The sequence below is a fragment of the Pseudonocardia sp. T1-2H genome (assembly GCF_038039215.1).
Taxonomy (GTDB): Bacteria; Actinomycetota; Actinomycetes; order Mycobacteriales; family Pseudonocardiaceae; genus Pseudonocardia.
Window position 1 is genome coordinate 2842145 of sequence record NZ_JBBPCL010000001.1, and the last position, 12801, is coordinate 2854945.

Here is a 12801-nt window from a genome sequence, read left to right on the forward strand (position 1 = left end):
AGGGCTCCGAGGAGTGGGCGACCGCCGTCGAACGGCACCTCGACGAGATCGAGGCGGCCGACCTCGACGAGTCCGACTGCATGTACGGGATCGTGGAGGACCGCCTGTTCCGGACGGTCGGGGACACCCTCGCGGCGGCGTCGCCCACGCCGGCGCGGGAGGAGATCAGGATCTTCGAGGCGTCGGACGGGGACGTCGCCGTGTCCGGTCAGACGCCGCCGGCGCAGGCGATGGCGTTCGCGGTGCTGCTCGGCTGGCTGTCCAACCGCGGCCCGCGCCCCATCCCGACGACGGCGCGGGAGCGCGTCCCGCAGTGGGTGCGGCAGCACCTGGGGCAAGGCCCGGCGGACGCGGTCGACCGGGTCGTGGGGATCCTCGGGACGGCCGACGAGCGGCAGGCTGCCCTCGCCGAGCCCGCCGACGAGCTCGGCGGGGACTTCCTGCCGGCGATGGTGTGGATGGCCGCCGCCCTGGTCGCGATCTACGGCGGGGGCGACGCCGCCTCGTGGCTCGGTCCACCCGAGCAGTAGCCGGGGCGGAGTGGCGACGAGGGAGTCCCGGGGCCACAGTGGAGGCATGAGTACGCAGCCCGAGGAGACCCTGGCCGTGCTGGCCGACCGGCTCGGCCGGGAGCAGGTGTTCGGCGAACCCGTCGAGCGGGAGAGCGCGACCCTCGTCCCGGTGCTCCGGATCCGCTCCGGCAGGGGCCGCGGGGGCGTGACCGCACGGGCCGCGGGCGCGTTCGCGATCGGCCGGGACGGCAAGGTGGCCTGGCACCCCGCCGTCGACGTCAACCGGATCGTGTGGGGTGGGCAGCTCGCCCTCGTCGCGATCGCCGTGGCCGTGGCGACCGCGACGGGCAAGCGTCGCAAGACCCGCTAGATCGAGCAGCTCCCGTCGGCGCAGGCCTCCCCGTCGGCCCCGCCGGCCGGGGTGAGCACCTGCAACGGGTGGGACTCGGCCCACGCCTTGTCCAGCACCTCGCGCAGGGCCTGCGCGGGCTGGGCGCCCGAGACGCCGTACTTCTCGTCGATGACGAAGAACGGGACGCCGGAGATGCCGTAGCGGCGGGCCTGCGCCTGGTCCTCCCGGACGTCGGCCGCGAAGCGGTCCCCGGCGAGCACCGCGCGGGCCTCGTCGGCGTCCACCCCGGCCTCGGCGACCAGCCGGACCAGCGTCTCGGGGTCCCCGATCCGCTCGCCCTCGGTGAACGTGGCGCGGAACAGCCGCTCCTTGACCGTGTCCTGCAGCGCCGGGCCGCCCGACTCGAAGGCCAGGTGCAGCAGCCGGTGGGCGTCGAAGGTGTTGCCGTCGCGGACGGTGTCGAAGTGGAAGTCCAGCCCGTCGGCGGCGGCCGTCTCGGTCATCCGGGCATGCATCTCCCGGGCGCGCTCGACGCCGAAGCCGTACTTGTCCGCGAGCCGCTGGTTGCGGTCGCCGGCCGGCTGCTCGCGCGGCGCCGTCGGGTCCAGCTCGAAGCTGCGCCAGCGCACCTCGACGTCCTCACGGTGGGGGAACCCGGCCAGCGCCGCACGGAACCGTTGCCGTCCGATCGCGCACCAGGGGCAGACGACGTCGGACCAGATCTCGACCTTCACGAACCGGGCAACGCCCGGGAGGCCCGGGGGATTCCGCACAACGGACCCGGACGTTCCGGATGATCGGCGCGCGGCCGGTCGCCGCCCGACCGACGGACGTGCGCGGAATCTCCGGGCGGCGCCCGGTCCCTTACCTCCCGGCAACACGCCGGATCCTGACCGGACACATGGCCCTTCCACTGTAGCTTCATGCAGGACGGCGTCGGGAGTGCGGCAGGGAGTGTCGACGACGGGGAGCTCCCGGCCCGCGGTCCGTCGCCGACCGCGGGGGTCGGCGTCATCGTCCCCTTCGACTTCGCGCTGGACCGTGAGCTGTGGCGCTGGGTCCCCGAGTCCGCGGCGCTGCACGTCACCCGCACGCCGTTCGTCCCGTCGCCGGTGACCGCGGAGATGGCGCGTGCGATCAGCGACCCGGAGCCCGTCCGCCGGGCGACCCGCGACGTGCTGGAGCCGGAGCCGCAGGTCGTCGCCTACGCGTGCACGTCCGGCAGCTTCGTCGACGGCGCGGCGGGCGAGATCGCGCTGACCGGAGTCATGATCGACGCCGGGGCGCCGGTCGCGCTCACCACCGCCGGGGCGCTGGTCACGGCGCTGGACGAGCTCGGCGCGCGGCGCATCTCGGTCGTCACCCCGTATGTGGACGACCTGACCGAACGCCTCGAGTCCTTTCTCGCCTCGCACGGGGTGAGCACCGCGGCCAGCGTCGGGCTGGGCCTGCTCGGACAGATCTGGCGGGTCAGCTACGACGAGGTCGTCCGGGCCGTGCGGGCCGCGGACCGGCCGGACGCCGAGGCCGTCTTCATCAGCTGCACCAACCTCGCGACCTACGACGTGATCGCGCCGCTCGAGCGGCTGCTCGGCAAGCCGGTGCTCACCGCCAACCAGGTCACCGTCTGGGCGGCGCTGCGGGAAGCTCGGTCAGCCCGCCGTCGGTCCCGGCCAGTCGCTGATCACCGGCAGCCGGGCGTTCGCGCACGTCGGCCCGCGGGGGCCGCACCTGCGGATCGTCCCCGAGCAGGCGGCGATCCCCGCGGACGTCGCGGAGCTCGGGGGTGGCCCGGGCGGGCCGGGGGAGCAGACGCTGCACAAGGTCCGCGTCCGGCTACCGGACGAGGCCGGCGCGCTGGCCCGGCTCACCGGCGCGGTCGCCGAGGCGGACGGCAACATCCTCGGGCTCGCCGTGCACGGGCAGGACTCCCGCTCGGTCGTCGACGAGATGTTCGTCGGGTCGCCGGCGACGGCCGGTGAGCTCGCGGCGACGATCCGGGAGGGCCTCGGCACCTCGGACCCCGGTGCGGTGCTGGTCACGCCCGCGGACCCGCACGACCTCGTGGATGCCCCGACCCGGGCGCTGGACCTCGCCATCCAGGCCATCGCGGGCGAGACCGCCGGTGACGACACCGCGATCACCCGGGGGCTCGGCGCCCTCGTCCACGCGGACGACGTCCGGCTGCAGCCGGAGGAACCCGCCGCGGACCCGCACGTGCTCGCCGTGCCGGCCCCGCGCGGCGGCTGGCTCGTCGCGGTGCGGGACTGGGCGCCGTTCACGGTCACGGAGGAGGCGCGCGCCCAGTCGTTCCTGCGGGCCGTGACCACCGAGCCGCACCGCCCGCGCTGGGACATCCTGCTGCCGTCCGGGGACGAGCTCACCGCCACGCCGGCCCTGGGGGACGAGATCGACGACGTCGAGGGGCTGCTCTGCGCCTGCCTCGACGCCGCCGCGCGCTCGGAGGGCGCCGAGAGCTACACCGCGAGCTGGACGGACGCCGAGCTGCAGGCCCTGCTGGTGACGCCCCGCGGGCCGAGCATCCTGGTGCGCGACGAGCACGGTGGGCTCGTCGCGCTCGGTGCCGTACTGGAGGGGTCGGCACCGGGTGATCTCGAGCCGGGTGATCCCGAGCTGGTCCTGCTCGTCCACCCGTACCACCGCGGCATGCGGCTCGGCACGTGGTTGCGCAAGCGCCTGCTCGGGGCGGCCGCGCGCGCGTGAGACCGTGGGCGCATGCCCACCGATCTCCCGTCCGACTGGTCCCGCTGGCGCGGGGAGGTCGACCTCGACAGCTACGACGAGCGCTGGCGCCGCATGGCCGAGGCGGGCCAGGACCCGCACGGCGAGGCCGCACTCGTCATGGCCTACGCGCCGGCGTCCGTGCTGGACGGCGGCTGCGGTACCGGCCGGGTCGGCATCGAGCTGGCCCGGCGCGGGGTGCACGTCGTCGGGGTGGACCCGGACCCGGACATGATCGCCGCCGCGCGCGCCAAGGCGCCCGGCCTGCGATGGGAGCAGACCGGGCTCGAGTCCCTGGCGCTCGACGAGCGGTTCGACGTCGTCGTCCTCGCCGGGAACGTCGTCCCGTACGCGGCCCCCTCCGTGAGGGCCGAGCTGGTCGCCGCCTGCGCCCGCCACCTGACGCCCGGCGGCCGGCTGGTCGCCGGCTTCCAGCTCCAGGACGGGTGGCCGACCCTCGACGAGTACGACGCCTGGTGCGCCGCCGCCGGCCTCGCGCTCGAGGACCGGTGGTCGACCTGGTCCCGCGAGCCCTACGCCGGTGGGCCCTACGCGGTCTCGGTCGCGAGCGTGAAGCCCGCGTAGTCCTCCGCGGCGACCTTGTCACAGATCTCCCGGTACGGCCCGACCCCGCCGACGTAGGGCATCACCACCCGCGGCTTCCCCGGCACGTTCGCGCCCAGGTACCAGGAGTTCGCGTGCTTCATCAGCGTCATGTCCGCGGCCTCGGCGACGTGGGCGACCCACCGCTCCTGCGCCTCGGCGGTCGGCTCGATCGTCACGACCCCGTCGGCCTCGAGCCGCGCGAGGCAATCGGTGATCCAGTCGACGTGCTGCTCGATCGAGACGATCATGTTGCTCAGCACGGAGGGGCTGCCGGGGCCGGTGATCGTGAAGAGGTTCGGGAACCCCGCGACACCGAGCCCGAGGTAGGTGCGCGGGCCGTCCGCCCAGACGTCGCCCAGGCCGAGGCCTTCCCGGCCGCGGATGTCGATCGCCAGCAGCGCGCCCGTCATCGCGTCGAAGCCCGTGGCGAGCACGATGTCGTCGACCTCGACCAGCTCGTCCGTCGTCCGGACGCCCTGCGCGGTCACGTCGGTGATCGGGGTCTTCCGCAGGTCCACGAGCCGGACGTGGTCGGCGTTGTAGGTCTCGAAGTAGCCGGTGTCGAGGCAGGGCCGCTTGGTCCCGAACGGGTGGTCGCCCGGGGCCAGGGCCTCGGCGGTCTCCGGGTCCCGCACCAGCGTCCGGATCTTGCCCCGGATGAACACGGCGGCGAGGCCGTTCGCTGGAACACGGTGAGCTCGGCGGCCTGCGCGGCGATCACCGGGATCGACTGGACGCCGGACGACCCGGTGCCGATCACGGCGACGCGGCGGCCGGTGAAGTCCACACCCTCGTGCGGCCAGCGGGCGGTCGAGTGGACCGAGCCCTCGAAGGAGTCCAGTCCGGCGATCTCGAGGTCCTTGGGCCGCGACAGGCACCCGGTCGCGAAGATGCAGAACCGCGCCGAGACCGTCTCCCCGTGGTCGGTGATCACCTGCCAGCGCTCGCCGTCCCAGACGGCGCTGGTCACCCGGGTGTCCAGCTCGACGTCCCGGCGCAGGTCGAAGCGGTCCGCGACGTGCTCGATGTAGCGCAGGATCTCCGGCTGCGCGGGGTAGCGCTCCGTCCACTCCCACTCCTGCTCGAGTTCCTCGGAGAACGAGTACGAGTACTCCAGGCTCTCGACGTCGCAGCGGGCGCCGGGGTACCGGTTCCAGTACCAGGTACCGCCGATCCCGCTGCCCGCCTCGAAGACCCGGTGGCTCAGGCCGAGGCCGCGGAGGCGTTCAGTGGTGCGCTGATCGTCCCGGTCCGGCAGAGTGCGGCGCATGGATCAGTTGCGCCTCGCCGACGACGCGGTCGGGGGCTGGCTCCAGCTCCCCGGCCCGGCCACCGCGGAGCTCATGGGCTCCGTCGGCTACGACTTCGTGTGCGTCGACACCCAGCACGGCCTGATCGGCGACGACGCGCTGTTCCCGATGCTGCAGGCGCTCGCGGCGACCGGCACGCCGTCGCTGGTCCGGGTCTCCCACAACGCGCTCGACGTGATCGGCCGGGCCCTGGACCGGGGCGCCGCCGGGGTGGTCGTGCCGCTCGTCGAGTCCGTCGAGGAGGCGGCCGCCGCGGTGGTGGCCTGCCACTACCCGCCGCGGGGCACCCGCAGCTACGGCCCGACCCGGGTGGCCTGGGGTGACGCGGACGTCCTGGCGCCCGGGCTGTGCGCGGTGATGATCGAGACGGCCGCCGGGCTCGCCGCGCTGCCCGGGATCCTGCAGGTCGACGGCGTGGACGCCGTGTTCGTCGGCCCGTCCGACCTCGCCCTGGGAACGGGCCGGGCGCTCGCCGGGCAGGACGAGGACCCGAGCTACGACGAGCTGCTCGCCTCGATCACCGCGCAGTGCGCGGCCGCCGGGATCCCCGTCGGGATCTACTGTGCCTCGCCCGCGCACGTGCATCGCTTCCGGCGCCTGGGCTTCACCTGGTTCGCGGGCCCGGCCGAGGGCGCCCTCCTCCGCGCCGCCGCCGGCGCGGCCCTGCGCGAAAGCCGCTGATCAGGCCGTCCTGTGCGTGCGCAGCCTCGTTCTGGCGAGGCTGCGCACGCACGACCCCCTCAGGCCTGCGCGAGGAGCTCGCCGTGCGGGACGGTGAACCAGCCGTCCGGGCTCGCCGCCCACCGCCGCCACGCCGCGGACATCGCCTCCAGGTCGTCGCGGGTCGCGAGGCCGCGGTCCAGCGCCTGGTCCGCGATCGACGAGGATCCGATCCGCTCCGCCCAGGAGCCGCCCCACCAGGCGCGTGTCTCCGGCGTCGCGTAGCACCAGATCGACGCCGACGGCGTGACCTCGGTGAATCCGGCATCGTGCGCCCAGCCGAGCAGCCGTCGTCCGGCATCCGGTTCTGCGTTGTTGCCGCGGGCAACGGCGCGGTAGAGCGCGAGCCAGGCGTCGAGCCGCTCGTCGTGCGGGTACCAGGTGAAGCCGGCGTAGTCCGCGTCCCGCACCGCGACGACCCCGCCGGGCCTGGTCACGCGCCGCATCTCCCGCAGCGCCGCCACCGGGTCGGACAGGTGCTGCAGGACCTGGTGGGCGTGCACGACGTCGTAGGTGTCGTCCGGGTCGTCGAGGGCGTAGACGTCGCCGATCGCGAACTCCGGTCCGGTTCCGGCCGCGCGGGCCTCGGCGAGCGGCGCCTCGACCACGTCGATCCCGCGGACCCGGCCGGGAGCGACGCGTGCCGCGAGATCGTGGGTGATCGTGCCCGGCCCACAGCCGACGTCGAGGAGGTCGAGGCCGGGCCGCAGCAGCGGGAGCAGGTACGCCGCGGAGTTCTCGGCGGTCCGGTTCCGGTGCGAGCGCAGGACGCTGTCGTGATGGCCGTGGGTGTAGACGTCGTTCACGGACCCGATTCTGGATCAGGAGAGGATGGGCGGGTGCTCCTGCTGCTTTCCAACTCGACGAACCACGGCTCCGCGATGTTCGCGCACGCCCGTGAGGCGCTCGCCCGGTCCTTCGACGGCCGCGAGGTCCTGTTCGTGCCCTACGCCGCGGCGGACCACGACGCCTACTCCGCCAAGGCCGTCGACGCGTTCGCCGGGATCGGTGTCCGCGCACGGCAGGTGCCGGCGCGCGACCCCGCGGCGGCGATCCGCGGGGCGGACGCGGTGTTCGTCGGCGGCGGGAACTCCTTCCGGCTCCTCCGGGACCTGCAGCGGACCGGGCTGATCGCCGCGATCCGGGAGGCCGTCGCGCACGGCGCCCGCTACGGCGGCGCCAGCGCGGGCACCAACATGGCCTGCCCGACGCTGTGCACCACGAACGACATGCCGATCGTCGAGCCGGCCGGGTTCGGGGCGCTCGGCCTGCTGCCCTTCCAGATCAACCCGCACTATCTGGAACGGTTAAGCGATGGGACTAGCACTCTCACCTGCGGCGATACATACACGCGGAGGCTGTAGTACACGCACACCGCTACGCGATCCAGATAGACGACCCGGTTTAGGATCCACCGGTGAACACCGATCAGCTCCGCAGGTTGTCCGAGTCGTGGACCACGTACCTGCGGAGTCAGAACAAGTCAAAGTCAACCGTGAAGAGCTACCTCACGGGGGTCACGCAGTTCCTGAGCTGGTGTGATGCCGGTTCGCGAGAGCCGACGTTGACGAAGGCGACCGTCAACGCGTGGGTGGCTGACATGCTCGGTCAGGGTGCACAAGCGAAGACGGCTGCCGCGCGACAGTTCGGGGTTAGACGCTTCTCGATGTGGCTCGCTGAGGAGGAGGAGATCCCGCGTGACGAGCTGGTGGGGGTCAAGCCGGTCAAGTTTGACCAGAAGATCACCCCGACGCTCAGCCACGAGGAGACCCGCGCGCTGCTGGACGCGTGCAAGGGGAAGCTCTTCCACGACTTCCGTGACCGCGCGGTGGTGTCCGTGCTTCTGGACACGGGGATCCGTGCGGGGGAGTGCGTGAACCTCGCGACGAGCGACGTGAACCTCAAGACGGGGGAGGTCGTGGTTCGTCGGGGGAAGGGTGGGAAGGGGCGCATGGTGCTCCTGACCCCGGACCCGCTGTACCAGCTTGACCGGTATCTCCGGAAGCGGAGGGACCACCGTCTCAGCTCCTCACCTGCGCTGTGGTTGGGCGGCAACGGTCAGGGGTTCTCATATGCCGCGCTGCACAAAGCGCTCAAACGTCGCGCGGATGCTGCGGGGTTGAAGGACTTCCATCCGCACGTGCTCCGTCACACCTTCGCAACCCGGTGGCTGGATGACGGTGGGGATGTGGAGAACCTTCGCGCGCTTGCCGGTTGGGAGGATCTTGAGATGGTCGCTCGGTACACCCGCACCAACGCGAACATGCGCGCTCTAGACGCCGCTCGTGAGATGGGGGAGCGGAGGTCGAGTCGCCGGTAGCGGTGGCGTCACAGCGCTTCGCGAGCGCATACCGTTCGTTCCCCTCCATCGAAGACTTCCGGAGTGAGAGATCACGCCGACGATGGAGGTAAGAGATCATGGATTCGCTCGCTGCTCGCGCTGCCGCTCACCGGTCGTGGGCATTCACTCGCGACCGCACTGCTCGTACCGCGCCGGCTCGTCGTGCGGCTGCTGCACGGTTCGAGCGTCAAGCACGGGAGATCCTGGGTCCCGACGCCACGCAGCGGGAGGTTGACCAGTCCGCGGACTCGCTGCGGTCCGCCTACTATGTGGATCTCGCGAGGAAGTCCGCGGAATCGCGCAAGAGAAATGCTGCGTGACCGGAAGCGGAGAACCCGCAGCTCCCCGGGGAACCGCTGCTTGAGTACCTGGAACGGGTACCTCAATGAGTACCGTTCTGTACGCTCTATCAGAGACTTCAAGTACGTGAGTGGTTGAACTCTGTCCGAAACACGAGACAAAAAACTTTCAAGATTCTTGCGGAATCGGGAACATTCAGCATCACTCAAGCGTTGAATATAGTAGCGGGGTAAGTTATGTCTGAAAGTAACACAGAATGTTACTCGGAACCCCCGTTAACATCCGCGACCCGAATACGGCGCTCCGGGAGCGAGAATCGAGAAAGAGAGCGCCGCGAGGTAATTATGTCCAACTTTCGAAGCAGCATCTACTTTCCAACCCTTGCATACCTGGATGCGGTGGACGCACACTGCGCGAAGCAACGTGTGAGCCGGTCGGATTACATTCGTTCACTGATTGAGCGGGACCTAGGGATTGCACCTGAGTATGTCCCGTTCCGGCGGAACGACTGACTGAATCTCCGCGAGAACCCTCGTGGTGAAGCTTCAAGTGGCGGACGACTCCTCCCCGCCACCCATAACTTCCCGCTGCCTAACTCCTTCCGGGCGGCGGGTGGAAAGCGGCGCTCCTGTAGCTTGACAGTTGAGCGCCGAACCCCGCACGAGTGGCGGGTATCTGGGTTGTCATCGTGACCAGATACCCGCCATTCGTGTATCCATTTAAGGAATGCCACCAGTGAAAATCGACCCGCGTCAACCGATCACCTTCGACGGTGACTGCCCCGTGCTGCCCGCGTACCGCTCTGGGCACCAACTTCACGTGTGGTGTGTAGCGGAGCGCCGGTGGCACGTACACGCGCGGTCTGCGGGTCACGTGATCGCGCACTGTCCGCGTCAGATCCGTGAGTACCCGAGTTACGTGCTGCGGGTGGTTGGTGACCTCACGGACGACGTGCGCAAAGTCGCGCGGAGTCGCGCGTAACTAAAACTTCTGCTCGGGTTGCTCCGTGCAGTTATGCCGGTTGTACCACTCGTCATCTACCGCGGGTGGTCAGAATCCGGTGACGGCTTAAGCCACCGTCACCGGATTCCCGGTTGTATTGGTTAGGTAGATACTGCAATTATAACTGAATAGAGTTAGGTAGATAATTGGATACTGCGATTGAAGCTCCCCGAACTACGTACTCTCAAGTCGTGGACATGTACGTGTCCGCGGGGTGGAAGGTGTTCCCCACCAACTCGCGCCGCTACAGCGGAGGGGGTCTCCCATCAGGTCATCAGGAGGCATCCAACTACGCGCCCGCAGCTCCGCAGAGCTGGTCGATCGACCCTGCGGGAAACCCACGCAACGATTGCGCGGTGTGGGCGGCTCCCGGGCTGATCGGGATTGACGTTGACCATTACGGGGACAAGCGCGGTCAGGACACGATTGACGAACTGGAACGCAAGTACGGTCAACTTCCAGCAACCGTCTCGTCAACCTCGCGCGGTGCAAGACAGCCGGCGCGGATCTATTGGTTCCGGGTTCCTGAAGGTGACTCGCACGAGCGCAACCAGTTCGTCACGAAGCTGCGCGACGTGGAGATCATTCAATCACACCACCGTTTCGGAGCGGTCTACCCCTCTGTGTCGCACAAGACCGGAGAGACGTACCGGTGGTTCTCGAAGACTGACGAGATGCTTCCTGAGACGGTGATTCCGTCGGTGGAGGATTGCGCGGAACTCACTGCTGCATGGGTTGAGTTCCTGCGAGAAGGAAGTAACTCGGTAGCGAAGCGGCAATCTGATCTGACGTGGCAACAAAAGATTGACGTCACGCTTGACTATGCGACCGGTGGGGATCCCTGCAACGTCGTGCTGGATGCACTTGAGAGGTACAGCAAGGAAGACGGCAGCCACTATGACCGGATGGTCAAGACGACCCTGGATCTCCTCCGTCGGGGAGAGCAGGGGCACGCTGGTGTCCGTACCGCGCTGAGCAAGCTCCAAGAGATGTACGTGCCGTACGCGGATGAGCAGGGGCGTGAAGGTCTCGGGGAGTTCGAGCGGCAGCTAGCCGGCGCCGGGGATGTCATTTTCAACGGTGAACCGTCCGCTGACCGGAACGGGTGTCGCGGGATGCTCGGATGCGGCGTGTCAGATGCGCTCGTTATCACGGGTTCTGACTTCTCCGTGGAGGAGGAGCGTCGGTGCTGGAACCGGGATAAGCTTCTCCCCTCAACGGCTGCCGCTGTCATCACTGACCGGCTGCCGGTGCGGGTTTCACCGAGTGGTGAACTCACCGCGTGGGTTAATGGATATTGGAACGAGGAGCGTTCCAAGAACACAATTCACCGTCACGTGGTTGCGCTTCTCGGGGACCGGTACACGCAGACTGCGGATGGGAACATTTGCGCTGTGCTGCAAGCATCCGATGACAGCCCGGAGGAACGTGACACCGAGTGGCTGAACGTCGCTAACGGACTCTTGAATTGGAAGACAGGAGTGCTGTGGGAGCACACCCCCGACCACGATAGCGACTACCAGTTTCCTGTTGAGTTTGACCCCGCAGCTACAGCACCCCGATTCGAACGGTTCCTAGCGGAGGTGCTGCACAAGGACGACGTTGAAACCGTACTCCGGATGTTTGGGTACTGCTTGTTCCGCGGGTACCCGATCCACAAGGCATTTATGCTGACCGGCTCCGGGTCGAACGGTAAGAGTCTCCTGCTCAAGACCCTCGTTCAGATGCTCGGTAAAAGGAACACTTCCGGTAACTCGCCGCAGTCTTTCGGTGCTGAGCGCTTCTCTGTTGGTGACCTTCACGGGAAGTTCGCGAACATTGCGTTCGATGTATCGTCGGAGCGGTTCGTTGACACCGCAGCGTGGAAGCAACTGACGTCAGGTGACGAAGTCCGCTTTGAGTAGAAGTTCCGGGATTCGTTCTACGGGGTGAGCTACGCGACGCAGATTGCTTCGTTCAACGAGATCCCTGCTACGAACGACCTGTCACGCGGGTTCCTGCGACGATGGGTCATCGTGGAGTTCCCGAACAACTTTGAAGGTCGCGAGGATCCTGAGCTTGAGGAAGTCCTCCGGGGGGAGCTTCCGGGAATTTTCAATCTCGCGGTTGCAGCACTCCGCCGCCTGATGGATGACGGCAACTTTAAGGAGTCGAGCCGGACGAAGGATCTTCTCAAGCAGTACCGCGAGGATTCTGACCCGGTGGAGCAGTTCCTTAACGAGCGGACCCGTGTCGAACAAGGGTCCGAGACCCCTGCGAAGGATCTTTATACCGCGTACAAGTTTTGGTCTGAGAAAAACGGTCACGCGGTCATGTCGAACACGAGGTTTGGCAGCCGCGTCAAGCTCGCACTTGGTACGAAGGTCGATTACAAGCACACGAATTCCGGGAAGGTGTACGTGGGTGTGAAGCTACTTCCTGCTGGGTGACGGGTTGACCACTTTGGTGACGGGTTGGTGACGGGTTAAGAGGCAACCCGTCACCACCCTTTTACCACCTCTGACCTGCACTTATACCTTCTTTCTAGATCAAAAGTGACGGGGTGACGCGTTAAAAGCTAAAACCGGTTCTACTGGCTTCCTCAGAGGAGAGGCTTCTAGAGAGCGGTTGAAACAACCCGTCACCCCGTCACCAACCGCCCCGTCACGCTATTTCCGCAGGTCAACGCGGTGTAGCCGGTGACGGGTTCGTTGTCGGGCGACTCAACCCGTCACCGACCCGACAACTGAATAGATGGCTCCTAGCTTCTCCCCGTCGCAGCGGCGGGTTCACCCTGCGCGCGGTGGTGCGGGGGGCAAGGCAGTAGTTCCGCCTTGACCCCCGTGCCGCCGGGTGCTGCCGTTAGGCGTCGCTGTGGCGGGGAGAGCGACCCGCTCCCCGGAGCTGAGGTCGCACGCCGCGCAGGCGCCCCCGGAG

At 68.5% G+C, this 12801-nt stretch carries 14 protein-coding genes; 10 read left to right on the forward strand and 4 right to left on the reverse strand.

The features are described from left to right. Positions 1-80 precede the first annotated feature (80 nt). On the forward strand, positions 81-530 hold the full coding sequence (locus tag WBK50_RS14150; protein ID WP_341336059.1) for a hypothetical protein: 450 nt from the start codon (positions 81-83) through the stop codon (positions 528-530). Positions 531-576: 46 nt separating this feature from the next. Next, the gene (locus WBK50_RS14155) at positions 577-882 is read left to right on the forward strand and encodes a hypothetical protein (protein WP_341336060.1); all 306 of its coding nucleotides are present in this window, start codon (positions 577-579) and stop codon (positions 880-882) included. Here the strand turns inward: WBK50_RS14155 and WBK50_RS14160 are convergent. Continuing rightward, positions 879-1598 carry a DsbA family oxidoreductase gene (locus WBK50_RS14160; RefSeq protein WP_341336061.1) on the reverse strand — a complete coding sequence of 240 codons (720 nt, stop codon included), beginning with the start codon at positions 1596-1598 and terminating at the stop codon, positions 879-881. The genes WBK50_RS14155 and WBK50_RS14160 overlap by 4 nt on opposite strands. A 189-nt stretch (positions 1599-1787) precedes the next feature. Here WBK50_RS14160 and WBK50_RS14165 point away from each other — a divergent pair, with 189 nt between their 5' ends. From WBK50_RS14165 to WBK50_RS14175, 3 genes are read left to right on the forward strand one after another with little or no spacing between them, the layout of a single operon-like run. Further along, positions 1788-2846 (forward strand): maleate cis-trans isomerase family protein, encoded by a 1059-nt coding sequence (locus WBK50_RS14165; RefSeq protein WP_341336062.1) that lies wholly within the window; start codon positions 1788-1790, stop codon positions 2844-2846. After that, positions 2779-3588 (forward strand): hypothetical protein, encoded by an 810-nt coding sequence (locus tag WBK50_RS14170; protein ID WP_341336063.1) that lies wholly within the window; start codon positions 2779-2781, stop codon positions 3586-3588. The genes WBK50_RS14165 and WBK50_RS14170 overlap by 68 nt, the downstream gene beginning before the upstream one ends. A gap of 12 nt (positions 3589-3600) precedes the next feature. Beyond that, entirely contained in the window at positions 3601-4191 is a 591-nt protein-coding gene (locus tag WBK50_RS14175) for a class I SAM-dependent methyltransferase (protein WP_341336064.1), read from the forward strand. On the opposite strand, the gene WBK50_RS14180 is transcribed toward WBK50_RS14175, so the two are convergent. Continuing rightward, positions 4155-4730: a hypothetical protein gene (locus WBK50_RS14180; RefSeq protein ID WP_341336065.1), complete on the reverse strand. Its 576-nt coding sequence runs from the start codon at positions 4728-4730 to the stop codon at positions 4155-4157. The two genes, WBK50_RS14175 and WBK50_RS14180, sit on opposite strands and share 37 nt — an antisense overlap. Next, positions 4697-5482: a flavin-containing monooxygenase gene (locus WBK50_RS14185; RefSeq protein ID WP_341336066.1), complete on the reverse strand. Its 786-nt coding sequence runs from the start codon at positions 5480-5482 to the stop codon at positions 4697-4699. Before WBK50_RS14185 ends, WBK50_RS14180 begins: the two co-directional genes overlap by 34 nt. Here WBK50_RS14185 and WBK50_RS14190 point away from each other — a divergent pair. Beyond that, positions 5481-6203 (forward strand): HpcH/HpaI aldolase family protein, encoded by a 723-nt coding sequence (locus WBK50_RS14190; RefSeq protein ID WP_341336067.1) that lies wholly within the window; start codon positions 5481-5483, stop codon positions 6201-6203. The two genes, WBK50_RS14185 and WBK50_RS14190, sit on opposite strands and share 2 nt — an antisense overlap. A gap of 59 nt (positions 6204-6262) precedes the next feature. Here WBK50_RS14190 and WBK50_RS14195 read toward each other — a convergent pair whose 3' ends face one another. Beyond that, complete coding sequence (locus WBK50_RS14195; protein ID WP_341336068.1) at positions 6263-7048, reverse strand: methyltransferase domain-containing protein; 786 nt, start codon at positions 7046-7048, stop codon at positions 6263-6265. Positions 7049-7081: 33 nt separating this feature from the next. Here WBK50_RS14195 and pepE point away from each other — a divergent pair, with 33 nt between their 5' ends. From pepE to WBK50_RS14215, 4 genes are all read left to right on the forward strand, one after another. Continuing rightward, complete coding sequence (gene pepE, locus WBK50_RS14200) at positions 7082-7606, forward strand: dipeptidase PepE (protein WP_341336069.1); 525 nt, start codon at positions 7082-7084, stop codon at positions 7604-7606. 53 nt (positions 7607-7659) lie between these two features. After that, a complete protein-coding gene (locus WBK50_RS14205; protein WP_341336070.1) occupies positions 7660-8562 on the forward strand; it encodes a tyrosine-type recombinase/integrase in 903 nt (300 codons plus the stop codon). Between the two features lie 1520 nt (positions 8563-10082). After that, positions 10083-11789 carry a bifunctional DNA primase/polymerase gene (locus WBK50_RS14210; RefSeq protein ID WP_341339385.1) on the forward strand — a complete coding sequence of 569 codons (1707 nt, stop codon included), beginning with the start codon at positions 10083-10085 and terminating at the stop codon, positions 11787-11789. 24 nt (positions 11790-11813) lie between these two features. After that, on the forward strand, positions 11814-12314 hold the full coding sequence (locus WBK50_RS14215; RefSeq protein WP_341336071.1) for a primase-like DNA-binding domain-containing protein: 501 nt from the start codon (positions 11814-11816) through the stop codon (positions 12312-12314). Positions 12315-12801 lie beyond the last annotated feature (487 nt).